Source organism: Brachybacterium sp. AOP24-D1-21, from assembly GCF_052378665.1.
Classification (GTDB): domain Bacteria; phylum Actinomycetota; class Actinomycetes; order Actinomycetales; family Dermabacteraceae; genus Brachybacterium.
The window spans coordinates 198,102-219,443 of the sequence record NZ_JBQSXX010000001.1 but is presented as its reverse complement, the minus strand read 5'-3'; the positions used below and the strand labels follow the sequence as shown (position 1 = coordinate 219,443).

24 protein-coding genes and 1 pseudogene are annotated in these 21,342 nt (G+C 64.6%); 19 read left to right on the top strand and 6 right to left on the bottom strand.

What is annotated here, in order from left to right:
* The first annotated feature begins 577 nt into the window (after nucleotides 1-577).
* From ACT3UF_RS01060 to ACT3UF_RS01040, 5 genes are all read left to right on the top strand, one after another.
* The gene (locus tag ACT3UF_RS01060) at nucleotides 578-2,125 is read left to right on the top strand and encodes a recombinase family protein (protein ID WP_101555290.1); all 1,548 of its coding nucleotides are present in this window, start codon (nucleotides 578-580) and stop codon (nucleotides 2,123-2,125) included.
* 330 nt (nucleotides 2,126-2,455) lie between these two features.
* Nucleotides 2,456-3,757: an IS256 family transposase gene (locus tag ACT3UF_RS01055; RefSeq protein ID WP_444607969.1), complete on the top strand. Its 1,302-nt coding sequence runs from the start codon at nucleotides 2,456-2,458 to the stop codon at nucleotides 3,755-3,757.
* Nucleotides 3,758-3,952: 195 nt separating this feature from the next.
* A complete protein-coding gene (locus ACT3UF_RS01050) occupies nucleotides 3,953-4,081 on the top strand; it encodes a hypothetical protein (protein WP_443335418.1) in 129 nt (42 codons plus the stop codon).
* Between the two features lie 31 nt (nucleotides 4,082-4,112).
* Nucleotides 4,113-4,610 (top strand): hypothetical protein, encoded by a 498-nt coding sequence (locus tag ACT3UF_RS01045; RefSeq protein ID WP_429179881.1) that lies wholly within the window; start codon nucleotides 4,113-4,115, stop codon nucleotides 4,608-4,610.
* Between the two features lie 293 nt (nucleotides 4,611-4,903).
* Nucleotides 4,904-6,190, top strand: coding sequence for an ISL3 family transposase (locus ACT3UF_RS01040; RefSeq protein WP_444607968.1), 1,287 nt, complete (start codon nucleotides 4,904-4,906; stop codon nucleotides 6,188-6,190).
* Here ACT3UF_RS01040 and ACT3UF_RS01035 read toward each other — a convergent pair.
* Nucleotides 6,142-6,420 carry a hypothetical protein gene (locus tag ACT3UF_RS01035; protein WP_444607967.1) on the bottom strand — a complete coding sequence of 93 codons (279 nt, stop codon included), beginning with the start codon at nucleotides 6,418-6,420 and terminating at the stop codon, nucleotides 6,142-6,144. The two genes, ACT3UF_RS01040 and ACT3UF_RS01035, sit on opposite strands and share 49 nt — an antisense overlap.
* Before the next feature lie 83 nt (nucleotides 6,421-6,503).
* Here ACT3UF_RS01035 and ACT3UF_RS01030 point away from each other — a divergent pair, with 83 nt between their 5' ends.
* From ACT3UF_RS01030 to ACT3UF_RS00995, 8 genes and pseudogenes are all read left to right on the top strand, one after another.
* The gene (locus tag ACT3UF_RS01030) at nucleotides 6,504-6,869 is read left to right on the top strand and encodes a type II secretion system F family protein (protein ID WP_444502888.1); all 366 of its coding nucleotides are present in this window, start codon (nucleotides 6,504-6,506) and stop codon (nucleotides 6,867-6,869) included.
* 205 nt (nucleotides 6,870-7,074) lie between these two features.
* Entirely contained in the window at nucleotides 7,075-7,389 is a 315-nt protein-coding gene (locus tag ACT3UF_RS01025; RefSeq protein ID WP_147522362.1) for a hypothetical protein, read from the top strand.
* Nucleotides 7,390-7,656: 267 nt separating this feature from the next.
* Nucleotides 7,657-7,821 carry a hypothetical protein gene (locus ACT3UF_RS01020; RefSeq protein WP_444502889.1) on the top strand — a complete coding sequence of 55 codons (165 nt, stop codon included), beginning with the start codon at nucleotides 7,657-7,659 and terminating at the stop codon, nucleotides 7,819-7,821.
* Nucleotides 7,822-7,938: 117 nt separating this feature from the next.
* Entirely contained in the window at nucleotides 7,939-9,225 is a 1,287-nt protein-coding gene (locus tag ACT3UF_RS01015; RefSeq protein ID WP_444607966.1) for an ISL3 family transposase, read from the top strand.
* Nucleotides 9,226-9,495: 270 nt separating this feature from the next.
* On the top strand, nucleotides 9,496-10,014 hold the full coding sequence (locus tag ACT3UF_RS01010; protein ID WP_443352271.1) for a phospholipase A2: 519 nt from the start codon (nucleotides 9,496-9,498) through the stop codon (nucleotides 10,012-10,014).
* Nucleotides 10,015-10,501: 487 nt separating this feature from the next.
* On the top strand, nucleotides 10,502-10,735 hold the full coding sequence (locus ACT3UF_RS01005) for a hypothetical protein (RefSeq protein ID WP_114359129.1): 234 nt from the start codon (nucleotides 10,502-10,504) through the stop codon (nucleotides 10,733-10,735).
* 184 nt (nucleotides 10,736-10,919) lie between these two features.
* A pseudogene (locus ACT3UF_RS01000) lies at nucleotides 10,920-11,390 on the top strand (antirestriction protein ArdA); the annotation flags it as partial.
* Between the two features lie 178 nt (nucleotides 11,391-11,568).
* Nucleotides 11,569-11,814 (top strand): hypothetical protein, encoded by a 246-nt coding sequence (locus ACT3UF_RS00995; RefSeq protein WP_101555291.1) that lies wholly within the window; start codon nucleotides 11,569-11,571, stop codon nucleotides 11,812-11,814.
* Here the strand turns inward: ACT3UF_RS00995 and ACT3UF_RS00990 are convergent.
* Nucleotides 11,802-12,047 carry a helix-turn-helix domain-containing protein gene (locus ACT3UF_RS00990; protein ID WP_051216143.1) on the bottom strand — a complete coding sequence of 82 codons (246 nt, stop codon included), beginning with the start codon at nucleotides 12,045-12,047 and terminating at the stop codon, nucleotides 11,802-11,804. The two genes, ACT3UF_RS00995 and ACT3UF_RS00990, sit on opposite strands and share 13 nt — an antisense overlap.
* A gap of 118 nt (nucleotides 12,048-12,165) precedes the next feature.
* On the opposite strand from ACT3UF_RS00990, the gene ACT3UF_RS00985 reads away from it, so the two are divergent.
* Nucleotides 12,166-13,086: a hypothetical protein gene (locus ACT3UF_RS00985; RefSeq protein WP_441459771.1), complete on the top strand. Its 921-nt coding sequence runs from the start codon at nucleotides 12,166-12,168 to the stop codon at nucleotides 13,084-13,086.
* A gap of 62 nt (nucleotides 13,087-13,148) precedes the next feature.
* Here the strand turns inward: ACT3UF_RS00985 and ACT3UF_RS00980 are convergent, their stop codons facing one another.
* From ACT3UF_RS00980 to ACT3UF_RS00965, 4 genes are all read right to left on the bottom strand, one after another.
* Nucleotides 13,149-14,492, bottom strand: a complete 1,344-nt coding sequence (locus ACT3UF_RS00980; RefSeq protein WP_029152154.1) for a plasmid recombination protein — start codon at nucleotides 14,490-14,492, stop codon at nucleotides 13,149-13,151.
* A 319-nt stretch (nucleotides 14,493-14,811) separates the two neighbouring features.
* A complete protein-coding gene (locus ACT3UF_RS00975) occupies nucleotides 14,812-16,290 on the bottom strand; it encodes a Rep family protein (protein WP_101555292.1) in 1,479 nt (492 codons plus the stop codon).
* Nucleotides 16,291-16,650: 360 nt separating this feature from the next.
* On the bottom strand, nucleotides 16,651-16,956 hold the full coding sequence (locus tag ACT3UF_RS00970; protein ID WP_029152152.1) for a helix-turn-helix domain-containing protein: 306 nt from the start codon (nucleotides 16,954-16,956) through the stop codon (nucleotides 16,651-16,653).
* 640 nt (nucleotides 16,957-17,596) lie between these two features.
* Entirely contained in the window at nucleotides 17,597-17,899 is a 303-nt protein-coding gene (locus ACT3UF_RS00965) for a transposase (protein WP_444608402.1), read from the bottom strand.
* Between the two features lie 165 nt (nucleotides 17,900-18,064).
* Here ACT3UF_RS00965 and istA point away from each other — a divergent pair, with 165 nt between their 5' ends.
* From istA to ACT3UF_RS00940, 5 genes are all read left to right on the top strand, one after another.
* On the top strand, nucleotides 18,065-19,372 hold the full coding sequence (istA, locus tag ACT3UF_RS00960) for an IS21 family transposase (RefSeq protein WP_444607965.1): 1,308 nt from the start codon (nucleotides 18,065-18,067) through the stop codon (nucleotides 19,370-19,372).
* Complete coding sequence (istB, locus tag ACT3UF_RS00955) at nucleotides 19,369-20,181, top strand: IS21-like element helper ATPase IstB (protein ID WP_444607032.1); 813 nt, start codon at nucleotides 19,369-19,371, stop codon at nucleotides 20,179-20,181. The genes istA and istB overlap by 4 nt, the downstream gene beginning before the upstream one ends.
* A gap of 73 nt (nucleotides 20,182-20,254) precedes the next feature.
* Nucleotides 20,255-20,431, top strand: coding sequence for a hypothetical protein (locus ACT3UF_RS00950; protein ID WP_444607964.1), 177 nt, complete (start codon nucleotides 20,255-20,257; stop codon nucleotides 20,429-20,431).
* A gap of 126 nt (nucleotides 20,432-20,557) precedes the next feature.
* Nucleotides 20,558-21,178 (top strand): helix-turn-helix domain-containing protein, encoded by a 621-nt coding sequence (locus ACT3UF_RS00945; RefSeq protein ID WP_444607963.1) that lies wholly within the window; start codon nucleotides 20,558-20,560, stop codon nucleotides 21,176-21,178.
* 6 nt (nucleotides 21,179-21,184) lie between these two features.
* Nucleotides 21,185-21,328 (top strand): TrmH family RNA methyltransferase, encoded by a 144-nt coding sequence (locus tag ACT3UF_RS00940; protein ID WP_081014865.1) that lies wholly within the window; start codon nucleotides 21,185-21,187, stop codon nucleotides 21,326-21,328.
* Nucleotides 21,329-21,342 lie beyond the last annotated feature (14 nt).

The window sequence follows — 21,342 nt, the reverse complement described above, 5'->3', positions numbered from 1 at the left end:
TCACGGGTAAGTGCGTTTGGGGCACCTCGGCTAGCCAACAACCACGTAATGCGCGTTCGCCCACGTGCCGGGGTGAACCCGGGCTGGCTCTACCTGTGTTTCGCCAGCTGGCAGGTACAGGCTCAGGTGAAGGCGCAATCGTGCGGCTCAGTGGTCGACGCCGTTTACCCGGGCGACCTGGACGACGTGATCCTCCCGCCGATCGATGAAGTCCGTGGAGACGCTGCGTACCAGTGCTGGAAGGACTTCGCCGAGGCTAACCGGTTGGAGGCCAACGCAATAGACCGGCTTGAGAGTTCAATGTTGGCGAGCGTAGAGGCTTCATAAGCCCCACTCAGCAGGCACGAGTTCGGCTAGTCAACGGGCCCCGAGCATGCCTGCGCCGGCCGTGTGCCACCCGCGAGCCAATTCTGGCCGGTCTGGCCGTTCATGGACCGCTGACTTCTTATGGTGACGCCGCCGAAAGTAGTATTGCCACGCCTGCAGCCCAACGGCGTGATCCTTCCGAGATTGTAGGAGGGGAGCGCATATTCCTGTGTCCCGAACACTGCTTACGTGATGCTGTTATGGTGCACGTATGAGCAGCGCACCCCGCAAGGCAGCCATCTACCTCCGTATCTCTCAGGACCGCGAGATGGATGGGCTCGCCATCGAACGCCAGCGCGAGGATTGTGAGAACCTCGCTCGGTTCCGGCGCTGGGAGATCGTCGAGACCTATGTGGACCAGTCGAAGAGCGCTACCGACCGGTCCGCGATCCGTCCGGACTACGACCGCATGGTCGCCGACTACCTGGTCGGACGGTTCGACGCCATCATCTGCTACGACCTCGACAGGCTCACCCGGCAGCCGCGGCAGCTGGAGGACTGGATCGACGCCGCCGAGCTTCGCGGCCTCGCCCTCGTAACGGCCAACGGCGACGCGGACCTCTCCACCGACGGCGGTCGCATGTACGCACGCATCAAGGCCGCCGTGGCGCGCGCCGAGATGGAGCGCAAGAGCGCCCGTCAGTCTGCGGCGCAGAGACAGCGCGCTATGCAGGGGCGTGCCCCGAAGGGCATGCGTCCGCTTGGTTATGCCGTCGACGGCAGTGTGATGCCTGATGAAGCCGTGGTCGTGAAAGCGATCTATGCCCTGTTCTCGAGGATCGAAAACCCTGAGTCGCTACGCTCGCTCGCCCGGGCGCTCAGTGGTACCGAGAAGATCAAAGGGCTCTCTGCCCTTCCCAAGCACACGCACACAGTCAGCGTCGAGCGCGCCGCCGCCCGCGAGGAGCAGGGCCTCGACCCCCGACCGATCGTCGAAGACGGTCCGTGGTCGCCTTCGACCGTGCTCGGCATCCTGCGCAACCCGCGTTATGCGGCGCTGAGCACTTACACGCCGAAGTTCGCCCAGGCGGACGGGAAGCGTCGCCGGATGTGGAAGGCACAAATCCTCCGCGACGACGCCGGAGAGCCGATCCGGGGCCAGTGGGAGCGGATCGTCGATGACGAAACCTGGTGGAAGGTCCAGGAGATTCTCGACGACAAGAAGCGCGTGACCAACACCAGTGGTGCAACCAAACGCAAGCGCCTCGGGAGTGGACTGTACCGCTGTGGTGTCGTCGTCTCTGTGACTGGAGAGGTCTGCGGCAAGAAAGTCACAGGCGCACCACGCGGGTACACGTGCCCAGGTCACTTGGTCCGCTCTGGTCCCGCCATAGACGAGTACGTCACGAAGGCAATCAGCGCCCGTCTCGCCATGGATGACGCGGCGGAGAAGATCCTCAAGCCCAAGGACAGCTCACAGACCGAGGCCCTCGACGCTGCGATCAGCGACCAACGAGCCAGGATCAGTCGTGCGCAGCACGACTACGACGAGGAGATCATCGAGGGGCGCGACCTCAAGCGCGTGCGCGACGCCGCCGAGGAGCGCATACAGGAGCTGGAGGCCCAAAAGGCACTGCGGGGACGCGCTGGTGTGCTGCGACCAATCCTCGACACCGATGACCCGCCAGGCGCGTTCAGAGGCGCATCGCTTGAGATCCGACGTCAAGTGATCGACGCGCTGGTTACTGTCACGGTGTTTCCACAGCCCAGAGGGCGCAAAGGGTTCGATCCAGCATCGGTCGAGATCGTGTCGAAGTAGGCCGCGGTCCGCGAAGCGGACCCGGGAGGTCTCCCGAGAGCGGCTGACGCGGCATAAGCGCGTCATTTCACTAGAGCCTGACTGCCAGTCGCGCCACCGCTCTCCTCGACACAGAGGAGACCGCTATGACAAGGAGCTTCGACACTACACCCCGCGTTTGGATCGGCTGCCTCCAGTGCTACAACGAAGGGAAGAGGAATGATCAGAACCTGTGGATGACTCCCGGCGAGGGGGCGTGCAAGGGGCGCACCTTCCCGAGGATGATCCGCAAGGAACGAACTCTCTGATCAAGGACCGGCGTTGGCGCGCTGGTTCGGGAAGGTACGCCCGATGCTCAAGATAGTCCCCGACTCCGACGAGGCCAATCAGAACGGGGCGAATCCGTCCGGCGAGTCGGTGCTCGACGCGCTTGCCCGTGACGGGGCGCGGCAGATGCTCGCGGCGGCGCTGCAGGCCGAGGTCGCCGCCTACGTCGATGCCGCGGCCGATGAGGTCGACGCCGACGGCCACCGGCTGGTGGTCCGCAACGGTCACCACGAACCGCGCGAGGTGACCACCGCGGCGGGCGCGGTGCCGGTCCGTGCTCCGCGGGTCAACGACAAGCGCACCGACGAGGCCGGGGAGCGACGTCGGTTCGCCTCGGCGATTCTGCCCGCCTGGGCCCGCAAGTCGCCGCAGGTGGCGGAGGTGCTGCCGCTGTTGTACCTGCACGGGCTGTCCAGCAACGATTTCGCTCCTGCGCTGGAGCAGTTCCTGGGCACCAGCGCAGGCCTGTCGCCCGCGACGATCACCCGGCTGACCGGCCAGTGGCAGGACGAGGCGACGGCGTTCAACACCCGGTCCTTGGCCGGCACGGACTACGTCTATGTCTGGGTCGATGGGATCCACCTCACCGTGCGGCTGTCTCAGGACAGGGTCTGCCTGCTGGTGATGATCGGGGTGCGTGCCGATGGCCGCAAGGAGCTGATCGCCCTGGCCGACGGGTTCCGCGAGTCTGCGGAGTCGTGGGCCGATCTGCTGCGTGACTGCAAGCGCCGCGGGATGGCCGCCCCGGTGCTCGCGATCGGCGACGGCGCGCTGGGGTTCTGGTCTGCGGTCCGCGACGTCTTCCCCACCACTCGCGAGCAGCGGTGCTGGTTCCACAAGATCGGAAACGTCCTGTCCGCGCTGCCGAAGTCCGCCCAGCCCGGGGCGAAGAAGGCCCTGGCCGAGATCTGGCAGGCCGAGGACCGTGCCCATGCCGAGACGGCCGCGAAGAACTTCGCCGACGAGTACGGGGCCAAGTGGCCCAAGGCCGTCGCGAAGATCACCGACGACCTCGCCGTGCTGCTGGAGTTCTACGACTACCCCGCCGAGCACTGGATGCACCTGCGCACCACCAACCCGATCGAGTCCACGTTCGCCACCGTGCGGTTGCGCCAGCGCGTGACCAAGGGTCCCGGCTCCCGCGCCGCCGGCGTCGCGATGGCATTCAAGCTGATCGAGTCCGCTCAGACCCGCTGGCGGGCCGTGAACGCTCCCCACCTGGTCGCCCTCGTCCGAGCCGGCGCTACCTTCGAGAAAGGCCGCCTCGTCGAACGCCCCGACGACCAGACCGATCATCGGCCAGGAGACCGCCAACAGGCGGCTTGATGCACCGAGCTATAGGGCTGGACATGCAGGCTCGAGGTGCGAAGTCACCCGTTGTCTTACCTACCGTCCGGTAGCCAGTGTCTCAACCGCCACGCTTTGGCATAGATCACGTTGTTCGTTATCCAAGTAGGTGCGCGCGAGCTCGCGGAATGGGGCTCGCACGCATCGCGCAAGAAACCGTCAACCGGAGGAATCATGGATCGGCGAAAGTTCTTCACCGCAACGTTCGTCGGGGCCGCCGCCGCAGAGATCGGCGAAGAAGCGGTCACAGTGCTCCAAGACATTCTCGGAGTGGGCGGCGTCGTCTCCGCCTGCTCTCTCTGACCCGTTCGTTGACCCGAAGGAATCCACTTTGATGGCAGATAACAGCGATGTCAGCGACTTCATTCCCCCGGCGTTCTCCTTCGCCCTCACGGGGCATCTTGCGACTGGGGCGGTCAAGGTTGTCGCAATTGCACTGCTGCTATGGGGGCTGGGTCTGACTGGGTGGACTGCAAGCTTTCCTGCTGGAACGGCGATCATCACGGCTGTGGTCGTGATGGTCGCCGTCGAGCTTGCCACGACCGGCGTGGAGCGAATCTTCGTTCTCCGTCACCGGCACCCGGACCCCGGAAGCGTCCCGATGACGGCGATTGTCGCCGTACTTCCGTTGCCGATCAGCTTCCTCATCGGACTGCTCTTCGGGCCGGCGTCCTCCGGGGCTCTGATCACGAGGGCTGTCACCACCGTGGTCTACTGGGCCGCCCTTGTCGTGCTAGAGCGCCCGTGGGTCGAAGGAGACACCCAAGCCGACATCCGCAAGAAGTACGAGCAGACGAACGCGATGACTGGGGAACAATTCCGGTCCGAGTGACCGGCGCTGACAGCGCCGGCCAGCAACTCCTCGGTCGAGTAGCGGAACACCGATGCGCAGGTCTTGGCAATTTCTCCGCCCGCAGAACGGAGAGCAGGCCCTTCGCGAGTTCTAGACCTCGGCGACCCTCACCCGCTGCACCCCGTCTCCCGAACTGTCCGGAGATCGCCATGTTTGCCGGCTCTTCGCGGTTGGTGGTGAAGGAGAGCGTCGCGTCGCTGGCGTAGAACGGCCCGTGGTCCTGCTGTGATGGGTGTTGTCTAGACATCCACATTCCAGAGGACCACGAGCCTGTGCACGAGAATACTGGTTCGCAGCGAGATGCTGCGAGCACGATCTTCAACCTGCCCGACTACCACGTCATCGACGCGATCGACCTGCCCGACGGAGGCCGTCGAGTGGTGATCGCCTCGACCGTCCCGCCCGGATGTCCGTCGTGCGGAGTGCTCGCGACCAAGGTCCACTCCCGCCGGTCCCAGCACGTCCGGGACGTCCCCGTGGCCGGGGCGATGGCGGTGGTGTGGGCCAAGCGACGCTGGTTCTGCCTCGAGCCGGCCTGCGCCCGGCGCACGTTCTGGGAAGCCACCGACCAGGTCCCGCACCGCGCGCGCTCAACGACCCGGCTGCGAAACCAGATCGTCTCCGCGGTGATCACCTCTGGCCGGGCAGCCTCGGAAGTCGCCCGGACCCATGGCGTCTCGTGGTGGCTGGTCCAGGCCGCGCTGGCGGCTGCCGCCGTGGTCCTGCCCACCGCCGAGGACGTGTCAGTGACGTGCCTGGGCATCGATGAGCACCGCTACCGGTCGGTGCGCTGGTTCCGCACCGACGACGGTGCCTGGAGACGGTTCGAGCCCTGGATGACGACCCTGGTCGACCTCTCCACCGGGCAGGTCCTCGGTATCGTCGACGGCCGGGACTCCACCGCCGTCGGCGACTGGCTCGCCCAGCGCTCCGAGCTCTGGCGGGAGCGGATCGAGATCGTCGCCATCGATCCCTCGGCCGCGTTCCGCAAAGCACTGCGGACCTACCTGCCCCGCGCTGCGGTCTCGGTCGACAAGTTCCACCTCGTCAAGCTCGGAAACGACATGGTCACCACCGTCCGTCAACGCCTAGCCCGCACCCATCGCGGTCGTCGCGGCCGCAAGGACGACCCGGCCTGGGCCCACCGGATGCTTTTGCTACGCGGCGCTGACACCCTCACTCCACGGGCCTGGGAGCGGTTGGAGACGGTGTTCCGCACCGATGACCCCACCGACGAGCTCTCCGCCGCCTGGGGCATCAAGGAGCAGCTCCGCCGCCTATTGGCGACCGACACCCTGGCTCAGGCCTGGGAGGAACGGATGCGGATGGGCTACTTCGTGCAGATCGCGAATATGCCCGAGGCGACCAAGCTCTACGACACCGTCGTGACCTGGTGGGACGCGATCGAGGTCCTCATCGTCACCGGCGCGACCACCGCTCGAGTCGAGGCCGCGAATACCGGCATCAAGAACATCAAACGCACTGGCCGCGGCTTCCGCAACGCCGAGAACTACCGGATGCGTATCCTGCTGACCAGCGCCGCGAAAACCGTAGCGTGAATACCCGCCCCAGCAGGATCATTCACCACGAACCGCGAAGAGCCCGTAAAGCGATGAGACGCTGGCAATTCGACGAGCGGCGACACCGGCGGAATCTTCTCGTTGAGGATCGCCTTGTACTTCGAGTCCCTGATCGCGTGAACGTATGCCGAGTACTCGATCGCGTCTACCTGTGCACGCTTCTCCTTGACGGGCTCCTTACGGAGGTGCTCGACCGGGTACAGCTCCATCTCAGCCACCTCGAACGGATCGAGGATGCGATACGCCAAGGTGTCCGAGCGCTGTCCCGCGAGCCGCAGGCGACAGGTCCGGGTTGGGCCAGATCGCCCGAGCGGCACGGTGGGGACTCGACGACCTCCGGTGGGAGGAGACCACGGGAGGTGCGGCCGGTGATGGCGTCGCAGGTGAGAGTCCTGCGGCACGAGCTCTGGCCTCGGTGGTGGCGGTCATTCGGTTCTCCGCGCGGACGGGAGTCGCGCTGGCACCGCTGCTGCAGTCGCACGCGGACGAGCTGCGGCGCGGCGAGCACCGCAGACGACAGATCGCAGCTGCGCGGCTGGGCGTCATGCTCGTGCTGCCGCTGGGCGTGTGCGTGCTGCCGGCGTTCGTCCTGCTGGGCGTCGTCCCGGTGCTCCTGACACTGGTGAGCGGTCTGGGGCCCGCGTTCGGGGGAGTCTGAGGGCGGGGGATTCTGGCGTCGGGGGCGCTAGACGTCGGGGACTCGGACTCAGAGCCCTTCACATGAGGGACGTGATATCCGGGGTCGTCGACTTCTGGAGATTCTGAGTGCGGAACACGCGGAGCGCCTGGATCGATACTGTGGTGCCGGTGGGGCGGTCGGTTCCACTGCGGACCTGTCCGGACTTGTAGAGGAGACGCACACGATGGCACGAACGATCACGATGTACGACCGGTACGGGCAGGAAACCCCGGCCGAGGCATCGCTCGAGGGATTCATGGAGCTCTACGACTCGGTCGCGCAGGTGGGCCGCGATGAGGACTGGCGCGATGTCTTCATGACGGATTCCGATGAGTGGAACCTCAACGTCAACCCGGATGCCATCACCTTCGAGAACGTCGAGGAGGGTGGCGAGTTCGAGTCGTCGCAGGCGCCTGATCGCGAGACGGTCCGCGTGCTTGCAGACCTGTTCCTCCGCGGTGACCTCGACGCGATCCGCGAGCGACTCAGCCCGGCTTGAGAACCAGACTCATCTTGACCTGACAGCCGAGCTCGACGCGGCCTGTGGCGCACTGATGCGTCACAGGCCGTTCGTGTGCATGGGAGAGGTGCGCACGCGTGGAGGTGGAATCCGTCCGTGGTGTCCACAGCCCTTCCACGTCCCAATCGCAGCCCGCTGATCGGGTCCACTCTCGTGGCACGGCAAACCACTCGGTTGCCGTGCCCGGCGGGAGGTCCCCGCGGGGCGGAGGCGGGGGAGGCCCCGCCGCAGCGGAAGGGGATGACCATGACGATGGTGACGGGAACGGACCTGCTGGCGCCGGACCAGGATCCGGACGGGGACGGACGAGATGAGGCGGCGGTCGCTGAGCTCGCGGTCGTGAAGCCGGCGAACGTGCGGGAGTGCCTGGCCGATGACACCGGTGCAACGACGGCGGAGTACGCGATGTAAACAGGCTCTTCCCGGTTCGTGGTGATGGGGAGCGTCGCGTCGTAGGCGCAGAACGGCTCGTGGCCCTGCTGTGATGGGTGTTGTCAAGACATCCACATTCCAGAGGACCACGAGCCTGTGCACGAGAATACTGGTTCGCAGCGGGATGCTGCGAGCACGATCTTCAACTTGCCCAATTACCGCGTCATCGATGCCGTCGACCTGCCCGATGGTGGCCGGCGGGTGGTGATCGCCTCGACCGTCCCGCCGGGCTGTCCGTCCTGCGGGGTGCTCGCAACGAAGGTCCACTCCCGACGGTCACAGCAAGTCAGGGACGTTCCCGTCGCCGGCGCGGCGGTGGTGGTGTGGGCCAAGCGGCGCTGGTTCTGCCTGGAGCCGGCCTGTGCCCGGGGCACGTTCGCTGAGGCCACCGAGCAGATCCCTCGTTACGCACGCTCGACGACCCGACTGCGGGAAGAGGTCGTCTCGGCCGTGATCACCTCGGGCCGAGCAGCCTCCGAGGTGGCCCGGGCCCACGGCGTCTCGTGGTGGCTGGTCCAGTCCGCCCTCAGCGCCGCCGCTGTGGTCCTGCCTGACGTCGACGACGTGCGGGTAAGGCGTCTGGGGGTCGATGAGCACCGCTACCGGTCAGTGCGCTGGTTCCGCACCGACGAGGGCGCTTGGAGACGGTTCGAGCCGTGGATGACGACACTGGTCGACCTGGCCACCGGGCAGGTCCTCGGCATCGTCGACGGCAGGGACTCCAGGGCCGTCGGGGACTGGCTGGCCCAGCGTTCCGAGCTGTGGCGGGAGCGGATCGAGATCGTCGCGATCGATCCGTCGGCCGCGTTCCGCAAGGCGCTGCGGACCTACCTGCCTCGGGCCGCGGTCTCGGTCGACAAGTTCCACCTGGTCAAGCTCGGAAACGACATGGTCACCACCGTCCGGCAGCGCCTGGCCCGCACCCATCGCGGGCGGCGGGGTCGCAAGGACGACCCGGCCTGGGCCCACCGGATGCTGCTGCTGCGCGGCGGCGACACCCTGACCCCGAGGGCGTGGGAGCGGTTGGAGACGGTGTTCCGCACCGATGACCCCACTGACGAGCTCTCGGCCGCCTGGGGCATCAAGGAGCAGCTCCGCCGCCTGCTGGCCACCGACACTCTCGCCCAGGCCTGGGACGAACGGATGCGGATGGGCTACTTCGCCCAGATCGCGAACATGCCCGAGACGACGAAGCTCTACGACACCGTCGTGGCCTGGTGGGACGCGATCGAGGTCCTCATCGTCACCGGCGCAACCACCGCGAAGGTCGAAGCGGGCAACACCGGCATCAAGAACATCAAACGCACCGGCCGCGGATTCCGCAACCCGGAGAACTACCGGACCCGTATCCTGCTGACCAGCGCCGCGAGAACCGTAGCGTGAATACCCGCCACAGCAGGGTCATTCACCACGAACCGCGAAGAGCCTGTTTGCCGTTCACCATCCGGTAGCCATCTGGGCCAACGTTGTTGACATGTATCACACAATCACATATTGTGGAAGCGTGCAAAAAGGACGGACTTACCAGCGGGGGCGGCAATCTATGTTGTCACAACCACCCGAGGAAGCCTAACGTGAGGAGGGGTGACGGATACAGCGGTCCGAACAAGATTGTCTTTGAGTGTGCTAGCGTGGTTAACGATTATCGTATTGATGTTGGCGCTAGCGCCATCGCGGGCTGACGCGGAAACTACCGAGCACAGTTATACGCGCGACGGACTGACAGCAACCTGGAACTCAAGCGATTTTTCGGATCTAACTGTTACGGACACCCCCGCTACGGCCGACTCCTCTGCCAGCAGTAAAGATAGCTACGTTGGTAATGCAATTATCGATGCATGGGAGTATTCTACATCTGCGCTTCAAGGTAGCGACCACAAGATAACCCCCTACGCACCCCCTAATGGGTGCAGCTATTCGCCGGACAGTTGGGGGGCAGCGAATTTTCGGCCCACATGTGATTCGCACGATATTTGTTACTCGAGCACCTCGGACCTTTCTCGTAAGCTTTGTGACCAGCGACTTCGTTATGGCCTTAGGGCCGCCTGTGATGCCGCATACCCGGACGGGAATCAGCAAGAGACGGCATGTTTGGGGGCAGCCAACACCTATTATCGCGCCGTACGCATATTTGGTAGAAGTCACTACGAGGGTACTGGAGACCCTGCTTGAATGGGGTGGGCATGAAGGCTGCGACCAACGCTGGTTTGGTAATTCTTATTTTCGGGCTCGTCCTGGCACTCGTATCATGCCTTTTCAATATGGTCACATCGGCCGACGGTGGCGGAGCCAACATAGGCGCGGGTATAGGCTTCATTCTGGGTCTCGCGTTAACTGTGGTTGGAGTGCTTTGCATTGGTGGTAGCGCAATTGCTTCCAAGGCGAGGCGGAAATAAGTGCTACCTCGTGCCTTCTCGTGATCGTCGGCGCACCATGCGGAGTCGCCCCTATCTCTGGATTTACTCTGAGGCAACCGCGCGGGTGTTTCGGAAAGAAGAAGTAATTGGTTCATGAGCACTCCAGCAACTTCAAAGAGCTCCTCTAGCGTGAAGGCTATAATGCCGGCTGGCAACCATGGGGGCGAATCGACGTCGCGGAGGCCCCGCAACGCGGGCGAGGGCTGACAGAAGCGGTTAGCACTACCGAGGACAATCTGCAGATGGCGAGCGCCCTGCTGCTGTGGCGCAGGGCGCTGGCGCGGCATCACCCGGGCAGGCTCTTCACGGCCATGACAGTGGCACTCGGCGCCAACCGTCTCGCGGAGGTCTCCTCTCTGCGGGCCGGGATTGAGGCGTATAACCCGGTCGGCTCCGACACGACGCGCTCCCGACCGCTGACAGTGCTGGCAGGCGATGTGGATGCAGCGAAGGGGCCGATCGGTGCGGCCCGTTAAGCTGCGCGGACGACGGTTTTGTGCCTGGCTGGGAAGCGTGCGACGAGAGCGGCCCATCGACCGTCGATCTGGATGCGACGCTGGTGACCGCGATCTGTAGGAAGCACGAGCAGATGAAGAGCCTGCTGTTGCTCCGGTAGCTGAGCCCCAATCCACAGGTCTTGACAATTCCTCCGAAGGGAATCTCGTTGGTGACTGGCACAACGCAACTGATGCAGATGAGATCACGACATCGCAGCTGCACGGACGCGCAATCGACCCTGGTACCCACGAAGAACTCTGGTGCCTCGATCATGAGAACCTACCCATCACAGCGGAGTGCTCACCTCGTGACGCCGCCGAGCTGGCCCGCACCCTCGAAGACGTGCCTGAACGTGAGAGGCCCGCTCTCAATGCCTGGGTCCTGTCCGGCGACTACATCGAAGACGGGGACGGGCTGCCGAGCATCAGCGACTTTGAAGAACGTTACTGCGGGGAATGGTCATCATTTCGCGAGTACGCCGAGCAACTCGTCGAAGACAGCGGCCTGCTGGCCGACGTGCCCGAGGAGGTAGCCCGCTACTTCGACTGGGAGGCATGGACCCGCGACCTCATATACGACTACGCGGTCATGGACGACGGCTCCCACGGCGCCTACGTCTTCCGGAGCCTGTGATGTCGGACAACGAACTGACGCTCTGCCTGTGCTTCGAATGCTCGCCACCCGAGTTCACGGACCGCGCTTATGTCGTCGTACCCGACCGAGGAATGTGGCGCGTCCACACCTGCCCTACCCACGGCCCGGTCTCCGTGGCGGAGGTCCCCGTGAAGCCGGTCAGCACTCAAGAGGAGGAATGAAGATGTCCGCAGAGAGCAATGCCCGTGACCACATCCACGCATTCCGGTGGTGGGTGGGCAACCCCGAGATGACTCGCGCCGAAGCAGAGCTGCGGGACCTCGCCGCACTGCGCGAAGCGGTGGAGTACGAGATCGCCATGCACGCTCACCAGGTCGCCACATACGAGGGCATCTCCTGGGCAACTGTCGCTGATGCCCTCAGCATCAGTCCCGCTGCTGCCCGCCGTCGCTATAAGCGCTGAGTCGTGGTCGAGGCGTCGACGCCGACCGTGAGCAACGCGACGCTGTCCACACGAAGGGCCTCGGCAAGAGCGTCGATCGAGTCGAGCGTGAGGTTGCGCTCGCCCCGTTCGATGCCCGCGAGATAGCGCGGCGTCACATCGAGATCTTCAGCCAGCTTCTCTTGGGTAAGCCCTCTCGACACGCGCAGGGCGCGGAGGTTCCGGCCCAGGCGGTGTTTGAGGGATTCCTTCACCCTTCAAGCCTCAAAGAAGGAAGCGAAGAGTACCAGGTACTCATCGCTTCCACTAGGATTAGTGGCTAGACCAGGACATGTGCACAGAGAGGAACGCGCCTACCCGCGCAAGCGAACGATGAAGAGAACACTGCACCGACCAGCGGCAATGATCGCCGCGGCGATCCTCGGCCTCACCCTTGTGGGATGCGGCTCCGACCCGGCGGAGACGCCTGACAACGAGACCGGGGGTGACACCGCTGCCAGCGTCTACGAGTTTCAGACCAACGGCATCGAGCCGTCGAACGAAGTGACCGTCCGCACACCCGACGACCTCCGAGAGGTCATGGGCGCAGACGCTAACAATCTCGTCATTGACCAGATCGTTGTGACCGGCCACGACCTTGGCGGCGCGCAGGTCTGCGCGGCTGACTTGGCGATCACGTACATGGACGGTCAGCCCGATGGCCTCGTGTCGGCAGGATCAGACGCCGGTCAGCGGTCGCAGGCGGAGGACGCACTTCTGGAACGCTCCGAAGCATCTTCGATCGAAGAGATTGTCGCCGAGGTCGATGGGCTCATCGCCGACGGCGAAGAGCGCGGTCTCACGGCCCAGCAAATCGGAGACCGAATCGAGATGTTCGCCGGGATCCAGGGCACCTTCTACACCGACGGTGCGACCGGCCAAGAAGTGGTGGATGGCTACCTCAGCGGCGGCAGTGAAGGCGAGTCGACGAACGCGGGGATCATCGCCAAGGCGCTGGGACTCACTTCCAGCAAGGAACCCAACGCGCTATCCGACTTCGACGAGTCCGCACCCGAGGCGGGCACGTACATTGCCGCTGACTTCTCGACCCTCACCGTGGTAGGCGACTGCGCCGCCTCCGCGACCGACCCGGACAACGCGATTGAGTTGGAGCTACCCTTGGTTGACGCCGACGGAAAGAGCGACACCACCGCGACCGTCCAGCTGTCGGTGATGGCCGACGGCACCATCGGGGTGGCAGGTGAGGTCAAGGACTACATGCGCGACGCCAACGACAACTGGATCGCGAGCTGACCGCTCCTCACTCGACGCAGAACCCAGCAGCTTGATGGCTGCGGGGTTCTGCGTTTCCAAAGCTATGCCTGCCCACCAAACTGGTGGCCCGCATCCTGCTCCGGCTCCTCTGTGCTGATCTCGGTCGCCAGGTCTCGGATGAGGCGCGACTGTGCAGCGACAGTGCGCTCCTTCCACTTCTCGAAGCTCGGGCCCCGGTACGTTCCGAGCCCGTCAGTCGTGCGCCGCTGATGCTTCTTGAACTCGCTCTTTGCGTGCTGCTCGAACCGATCAAACAGCGTCGTGCCGTCCTTGAACTTCGTCCCCTTGAGGAAGCGTGTCATTACTGCCGACTGCGCAGCGAGAAGATCCTTGCGCACGTCCTCGTAGCTCGGGTGGGATGGCGGAGGCCCAGCCTCCCGCAGTTCGCGCTCAATCTCATCGTGCAGCGCGTGCAGATGCACTTCCCGTGCCCTCGCAGCGGCCCTCGCCTCTTCAGCATCCATGCGAGTCTGTTCAGCTGCGTGACGAGCCTGTGCAGTATCACGCTCGGCCAATTCACGACCTTCGGCGTACCCATCCGTCTTCGCCTTGCTGCGCAGCTTCGGGAGATCGGCCCGCTCAGCCTGGAGGGCATCGCGTTCGGTCTTGGCAGCCTGGCAGTCTTCCCACGCCTTCTTGCTGTTGCGTTCTGTGTCGGCCAGATGCGCGGCAGCCTTCTCCGCGGTGCGCTTGGTGCGCACCGCGCGAGCCTGAAACTCACTACTCGACAGATGCTCGGTCGAGCGCTCGGTCACGGCATGCTCGACTTCATACCCGATCTTCTCCATGTGGGCACGAAGCTCACGATGCTGACGCTTGAGATCGCCCGGACCCTTGAAGAAGTCCTTCTGCGACAAACGACCATCCTGGGTCACCGGCGTGATCATGACCTGCAGCTGCGGTGAGTGCTCATCGAGGTGGATCGAGCCACCTACGACATTGGCCTGTCCGAACTCGGCACTTGCCCAGTTGAGCGCAGCGATCGTGAGGCGGCCAGCCTCCTCGTTCAGACCCTCGTTCCTCCACTCAGGACAGTGATCTTCGAACCACGATGGATCGAGCTGCAGCACGATCCCGCGCATAACCACTGCATCCTTGCGCAGAGACTTGTGTACGGTGGCGAGCCGCGTGTTCAGGTACTCCTCCAACTCGTTGGACGGAGGGTCGCCATCGACCGACTGCACCGACCGGTAGCTGCCACCGCGATCGTTGACGAACGACATATTCAGGTGTGTTCTACTCGTATCGATGTTCGTGTTCGCGTGCTTGAACGAGTACCCGGCAGCCTCATCGGCCTCCCGTGCGATGTGTCGCATGAAACCCTGCACATGCCCTCCCGCGCGACCCACCTTGTGGCTCGCGTCATACGTCATCGTGTAACTCATGCTGATCTCCTCTCGACCTGTTCCAGGGAAGCACCGCCTGTTGACGCTGCTTCCCCGGAGCCCCCGGCGGCTCTCCCGAGGGGCCTTCCAGATCGGAGGTCCCCGCTCCTCCACACCCGGGACCCTGCGCCCGTGTGTGGAGCCTCTGCGGCAACCTCCGATCCGGAAGGTGTAGCCCCATACACTTCGACCGTCGCTTCGCGAGTCGAAGTTCCTGGGGCCCTCCGGGGGCCTCGGTCCTGACGGACCTCGATGCAGCGATCCGCCGTCGCCCCACCTGGGCGACGACGAATCGACTGCAAGGTCGCGGCGACCGCACTCATGCCGTACCCCCGGTGGTGAGCGCCAACGGCACGTCACGGCTGTGCTCGGCGAGCCCATCCAGCAACTCGTCGACAGCAGCGCCAGCGTCGTGAGCGCCACCGCCTGCCGGGCCGTAGCTCAGCGACAACACCTCGAAGCTGGTGTAGCCACTTGCCTGCTTCGTTGAGATGGCGCGCTTGTACGGATCGCCCTTGACTACGGGCTGCACCAGGTACCGGAGAATGTCATCCTCCCGGAAGACCCGCACCACCGACTGCAAGCGGCGGATGAACTGATCGAGCGCTTCATCGACATTGCCCTTCTGACGGGCAAAAAAGAAGAACTCGACCGGCTCGATGGTCGCAGTGATCACGATGAGCCTGGGAGCGACCTCACCCTTGTTCTTGTACCGCGCCCGAGCAGGCGAGGCATTGTGCGGATCGAGCAGAAGTAGCCAGTCGTTGGCATCCATAGCCGAGGCCCGCAGATCATCAAGCAGCATGATCTCCTCGCCCCGCCAGTCATCGAGCGGGTTTGTTGTCGCGGCACGGTAGACCTGCCACCGCTCCCCGTGTCCCTTGGCGCACGAGATCGCCTCCTGGATGAACGCGTTCGCGAACCTGGTCTTGCCGACCCCGGCCTCGCCATGGATGAAGACGACCTGGGTCGAAAAAGCACCGGCACGCAGCTTCGCCGCCGCACGGTAAGCACGGCGCTGCCCGTAGGCCGACAACGCATCATCGATCTCCCGCTGATGCCGTGAATAGATATCGAAGTACTCATCGGTGAGCATGATCTGGTCACGCGTGAGTTCACCCTGGAGCACCATCTCCCGGAACGGCTCGAACTCCAGCTTCGCCCGCTTCGCCTTGACATGAGCGCGGCCCTTCCGCCACGCCGGATACCGCTCGCGGTACACCTGCTGATATTCCATGCCCCGTACCGAGGCGACCTGCTCCGGCGGGTACTGGAACTTGTCGGGGTACTTCACGTGCGTGAGATAGGCCAAGCCGTTGTCGTGCTGCTGGGTGATCTTCTTGCCGCAGACCTCGACAGGCGCACCGCCGCGCGACTTGTCGAGTTCAACGTACTGGACCTCGACTCCCAGAATCGCGGCCAGCTTCTCGACCGCTGCCGAGGTTTCGCGACTCTTGAACTTCAACAGCAGATGCAGGTGCAGGTACTTCGGCACCTCGACCATCGAAGCGGTCGCATCATCCCAGCCCAGCTGAGTATCGTCACCGTGCAGGATGCAGTGAGCCTCTTCGATCACGAGACCGACAGATTCCAGCAGCACGACCAAGTACTGCGAGAACGACGCGGCAGCCGCACGTAGCGCATCGACGCGCGAAGGATCATCCTTCGGGCGACCGTTCGCTGCGTGCGCCTGCTCCAACAGGCCGGCGAACACCGGATCAGTCGAGTGCTGCCAGCACTCGGGCTTGATCTGCTGCACCAGCATGACCAGAGTCGGGTTCGCTGCCTTACGCGCCATAGCGATCACCCCGGAGCCGGGGAGCATCGGCGCTCGCAGGCAGACCGATGTACCCCCGATGTTCCCCCCGCTGTACCCCAGACGGTGAGGTGCCATGAACGGCTGCTCCACGCGGCGGGATCGGCGGGAACACGCTGGTTGCGGCAAGGCGCGGCGAATCTACAAGCCCTTCGCCGCGCCCGTAGGTGGAGTGTTCCTGCTTAAGCTCCACAGAACTCTTAGTCGCAGAGATATCCCACAGCACATCGTTCCCGGTATGTTCCTCACTGGCACCCCAACCGCACTGGCTGCGGCGCTGGGTAAGCACGCGATAACAGGGCTCGCGGTGGACGCCGCCCACGACGGATGCCTGTGCAGTACTCACTTGGCACCGCCAAGGAGAGCGCGCAGACGGCGGACCTGTTCATCCGACAACGGGGGAGCAGACGCTACGATCCGCTCGACGGCGGACTCGATGGACTCGAAGCCGCTGGCGCGTGTCGGTACAGCGAGCGCATCGAGATCAGTGCGTAGGACCTTGACACGGCCGCCGACCTTGACAGCGGGCAGCCTGCCATCGGCGATGTATCGACGAAGCGTTTGATACGCGCCATACCCGAGCTGGACAGCCTCAGTCAGGCTGATGTAGTGGGACAGGTTTGACTTGGGAGGAGTGGTGTACCCCATGAGAACTCCAGACAGAAATATCTGTCCGGAGACGGGGGGAATAGTTGTCCGGCTACTTTCCCGGTCGCCGTGCGCGATGCTCCACTGGGCCCTTCCGGACCTCCGTGCCTTACGGGAGAAGTCACTCCCTGCCGGGTCGTCTAAATCTGAATCTCGACGTGGTTCCCGGTGCTACCCGGTGCTGACTACGCGCTGCTCGACACAGCCCACGTGGGGTGATCCCCCTTCGTTGATCTTGCTCACGCGATCTCAGAAGGCTTGTCGCGATCCTATCCGACCTGTCAAGCAAGGTCAAGCCCGAGTATTCGAGACGGTAGTGCTGTCCGGAACGTGGTGGAGTTCCGCTTCAACGTCTAAAGATGGCCTCTGACCAGGGGTTTTACCTTCGCAGCTTCCGATCTGGCTCGTCGGACGAGTTCCGATCTACCATCAGTTGCTTAGCGTTTATGCCGCTGACCTGCGCTTTTAGTCGGCCCCTGCGGAACTTCTGCAGGGGCCGATTCTCGTTTCTGCGGTGCGGGAGCGTCTCTGGGACGCAGCGTCGGCTGGCCAGTGCTGTGGCGGGTTCACGTCGTTCGGCGCGCGATCTCTCGGGCGGTGCGCTGACTCATTAAGCCGCTTGACTCAAAAGTCGGTCGCGTCAACGACGCCGCAGTTCACTGGGCAGGTCTCGTTCCGCCAGAGTGCGAGTGATCTCGTCCCACTGGGAGCTCGCCACCAGTTGGTTGTGCCGGCGCAACGCGGTCTGCCATGACCCGAACTCTGCTGGGAGCTCGCGCCACGGGATGCCTGTGCGGGTCTTGTAGAGAGCGGCGTCGACGATCGTGCGTATGTCAGTGCGCGGCCGCCCGCGGCGAGGGCCATCTTCTGTGTGAACGATGTGCTTGATCCAGCTCCATTGCTCATCTGTGAGTCGTTGATAGTCCGACTGGAGGCCCTCGATGTCTCTGTGATGACGCTCGCCGAAATTCCCCAGTTGTGCTCACCGAAATTCCCCAGTCTGGGTCGCTCCGTCGCATGAGGCGGGTCTCCCTGGATGCTGGTGGTCTCTGACCACTCACCAGCCTTCCAGGGAGGCCCAACGCTCATGCTCTCAGAGAGGAGCAGCGTGGACATCCACGCTCTGCACCGGCAGGGAATCACGATCAGCGAGATCGCCCGACGCACCGGCCATGACCGCAAGACCATCCGTTCCTACCTCCGCGGCGACCGCGAGCCCGGAGTCCGTAAACCCGCCGTCCCGGACGCATTCGGGCCCTTCACCGACTACGTCACCGCCAGACTGATCGAGGACCCCCACCTCTGGGCCGTGACGCTGCTGGACGAGCTGCGGCCGCTGGGGTTCGAGGGCTCTTACCAGTCCCTGACCCGGCAGATCCGTGACCGGTCGTTGCGGCCGGCCTGCCAGGCCTGCGCCCACGTCACGAAGCGTCCGAATGCGGTGATCGAGCATCCGCCCGGGGAGGAGACTCAGTTCGACTGGCTCGAGCTGCCCGACGCACCCGAGCAGTGGGCCTACCCCACGAAGCGAGCGTTCCTGCTGGTCGGCTCGCTCGCCCACTCCGGCGTCTGGCGGGCCGCGATCGCGCCCTCGATGGACCTGCCCCACCTGCTGGCCGCGATGACGACCGTGCTTTCCCTCCTCGGAGGGCTGACCAGGGTGTGGCGGTTCGATCGGATGCGGACCGTGCTGGACCCCGCCACCGGGGACCTGACCGCGATGTTCTCCGCGTTCGCGAAGCACCACGGAGTCCAGGCCGTCACCTGCCGACCCCGCTCAGGCAACCGCAAGGGCGTGGTCGAGAAGAACAACCACACCGCCGCCCAACGCTGGTGGCGAACCCTGCCCGACGAGATCACGGCCGAGCAGGCCCAGACCTCCCTCGAAACGTTCGCGGCCCGGCAGGACGGCCGCCGCCGCGAGAGCCCGACCGGGACCACCACCGCAGCGGCGATGCGTGCTCAAGAGCGGCTCCGGCCCCTGCCGCCGATGGCGTTCCCGGTGGTGGTGACCGAACACCGGACCGTCTCGCGGCAGGCCCTGATCCACTGGCGCGGCAACCGATACTCCGTCCCACCCGAACTCGCGATGGCCACGGTCAATGTTCATCAGCACCTCGGCAAGGACCACATCGAGATCACCACCACCTCCGGCGCGGCGGTTGCTCGTCACCGCCTGGCCGAGCCCGGTCTGGGCATCACCCAGCGCACCGATCAGCACGTCACCGCGCTGGAGACCATCGCGCTGGCCTCGGCCCCGCCGGGACGGCCCCACCGCCGAAAGGAACGCATCCCACCCGGTGCTGCGGCGCTGGCCGCTGCCCAGGTCTTGACCGGGCCGCCGGCCCCGAACGCCACCGTGATCGACCTGGCCGCCTATGAGCAGGCCGCGAAGAACAGGAACACCCTGACATGACCACCACCTCACCCGCTCCGACTCCTGCGAGTGTCTATCAGCAGCTCAAGGGCCACCTGGACGAGCTGAAGCTCGCGGACGCCGCCGAAGCCCTCCCCGGCATCCTGGATCAAGCCCAGGCCGAAGACTGGACCCTCACCCACGCCCTGGAGCAACTGCTGGCGATCGAGGTGAGCGCCACCGAGAAACGTCGCCTCGCGGGCCGGTTCCGGTTCGCGAACCTGCCCACCGGAGCGACGCTGAGCAACTTCGACCACGACGCCGCCTCCGGCATCGACCCGAACCTCCTCGCAGAGCTCGGGACCTGCCGGTTCCTGGAGAACGCGACGAACGTGCTGCTCATCGGTCCGCCCGGAGTGGGTAAGACCCACATCGCCACCGGCCTCGGCCACGCCGCAGTCAATGCTGGCTATCGGGTCTACTTCACCTCCGCCGCTGACCTCGCCGCTCGCTGCCACCGCGCCGCGATCGAGGGGAAGTGGTCCACGATGATGCGGTTCTTCGCCGGCCCGACTCTGCTGATCATCGACGAGCTCGGCTATCTGCCGCTGCCGGCCGAAGCTGCCTCGGCCCTGTTCCAAGTCATCAACCAGCGCTACCTGAAGACTTCGATCGTGATCACCACGAACAGGCCAGTCGGTGCCTGGGGAGAGATCCTCGGCGACACTACCGTCGCCGCCGCGATGCTCGATCGGCTTCTCCACCGCTCCGTCGTCGTGACCCTCGACGGCGCCTCCTACAGGCTCCGTCACCACGCCACCGCCGCCGAAGAAATTCGCCGCGCCACCACCGGCACGAACCTCGGCTAACCTAACCCCGCGACCCTGGGGAGCTTCACCGAGCAACTCTGGGGAAAATCGATGAGCGCCATCATCTGCCGTCGTGACCATCCTTCGCCTGGTCATCGATTCGCACGGCTTTGACCACGCCGCGGATGACGGAGCATTCGGTGCATTGGACGGTTGGCTCAACGTAGCGAGGGGAATGCCCGGTCAAGGTCTCGACGTGCTGACAGGTCAGTTCCACTCGCCAGGTGGCGCTGCGGTTGATGTGCAATGAGGGTGGGTACAGGAGCTGTCGGAGCTCATCGCGCTGAGTCGGCGAAAGCGGCGGGAACGGGCAGCACAGGTGGCAGTGCTCCACCCTGTTGCCCGCGAGACGCCAAACGCCCATGTTGCACGCCTCATGTTCGGCTCGGAACTCGGCATTGTCGGCGTCGATCAACGCAATGCTCTCTTCATCGGTTCCCAGGGCTGGCTCACCGAGAAGGGCACGCCCACACGCGCGGCATGGTTCGCCCGCTGCATAGGCTTCATGCGGCAACTGGGGGTCGTTGCCTGCCCACTCCTCTCGCTTTGCCTCCTCCGCTTGGGCCCACGATTCCGAGAGCAGTGCCCTGCTGCGTGGTGTGTGCAGGACGCGGGGGAGGGCGTTCGGGCCGTCCTCTGGGATCTGTTGTGGGTCGGGCATCGTCACGCTCTCCTTCGAGGTCTGATGCGGGCGCGGGGCGAGTCGTGCGCGAACACCCGGGCCGCAACTGGAAGCGATAACTTCCTGGAAGTCATAACTACCAGGCATGAGGCTGGATGTGTGACAGAACCGCTGAAGAAGGTGCTCGGAGCGCAGGTGCGCGACCTGCGTCTTGTGCGCCACCTGTCGCAGGAAGGTCTTGCCGAAGAACTCGGAGTGTCGACTCGGTACCTTGCCGGCATCGAGCGTGGCGAGCGCAACCTCACGCTGGATTCGGTCGACGCCCTCGCCGAGCAACTCGGCGTCGAGGCGCACGCACTAATCGTTCGTCGGTGATGCTCGTTGCGTGAGCTGGAGGGCCACGGCATCACGCCTGAGACCGACGCACTGCTCGATTGCCGGGTCACGATCCCGATGAGTGGCCGCGTCGACTCGTTGAACATGACGGCCGCAGCGGCTGTGGCGTTCAACGAGTCGACGCGGTGATGATGCGGGAAGCC

Bases quoted from the DNA above. Each gene is read 5' to 3' on its own strand.
- ACT3UF_RS01020 (WP_444502889.1), top strand. From the start codon at position 7,657: ATGACGATGGTGACGGGAACGGACCTGCTGGCGCCGGACCAGGATCCG.
- ACT3UF_RS01045 (WP_429179881.1), top strand. From the start codon at position 4,113: ATGGCAGATAACAGCGATGTCAGCGACTTCATTCCCCCGGCGTTCTCC.
- istB (WP_444607032.1), top strand. From the start codon at position 19,369: ATGACCACCACCTCACCCGCTCCGACTCCTGCGAGTGTCTATCAGCAG.
- ACT3UF_RS01055 (WP_444607969.1), top strand. From the start codon at position 2,456: ATGCTCAAGATAGTCCCCGACTCCGACGAGGCCAATCAGAACGGGGCG.
- ACT3UF_RS01010 (WP_443352271.1), top strand. From the start codon at position 9,496: ATGTTGGCGCTAGCGCCATCGCGGGCTGACGCGGAAACTACCGAGCAC.
- ACT3UF_RS01035 (WP_444607967.1), bottom strand. From the start codon at position 6,420: ATGGAGCTGTACCCGGTCGAGCACCTCCGTAAGGAGCCCGTCAAGGAG.
- ACT3UF_RS00970 (WP_029152152.1), bottom strand. From the start codon at position 16,956: ATGGGGTACACCACTCCTCCCAAGTCAAACCTGTCCCACTACATCAGC.
- ACT3UF_RS00985 (WP_441459771.1), top strand. From the start codon at position 12,166: ATGAAGAGAACACTGCACCGACCAGCGGCAATGATCGCCGCGGCGATC.
- ACT3UF_RS00995 (WP_101555291.1), top strand. From the start codon at position 11,569: ATGAAGATGTCCGCAGAGAGCAATGCCCGTGACCACATCCACGCATTC.
- ACT3UF_RS00975 (WP_101555292.1), bottom strand. From the start codon at position 16,290: ATGGCGCGTAAGGCAGCGAACCCGACTCTGGTCATGCTGGTGCAGCAG.
- ACT3UF_RS01050 (WP_443335418.1), top strand. From the start codon at position 3,953: ATGGATCGGCGAAAGTTCTTCACCGCAACGTTCGTCGGGGCCGCCGCC.
- ACT3UF_RS01060 (WP_101555290.1), top strand. From the start codon at position 578: ATGAGCAGCGCACCCCGCAAGGCAGCCATCTACCTCCGTATCTCTCAG.
- ACT3UF_RS01025 (WP_147522362.1), top strand. From the start codon at position 7,075: ATGGCACGAACGATCACGATGTACGACCGGTACGGGCAGGAAACCCCG.
- ACT3UF_RS00945 (WP_444607963.1), top strand. From the start codon at position 20,558: ATGTTCGGCTCGGAACTCGGCATTGTCGGCGTCGATCAACGCAATGCT.
- ACT3UF_RS01005 (WP_114359129.1), top strand. From the start codon at position 10,502: ATGGCGAGCGCCCTGCTGCTGTGGCGCAGGGCGCTGGCGCGGCATCAC.
- ACT3UF_RS00980 (WP_029152154.1), bottom strand. From the start codon at position 14,492: ATGAGTTACACGATGACGTATGACGCGAGCCACAAGGTGGGTCGCGCG.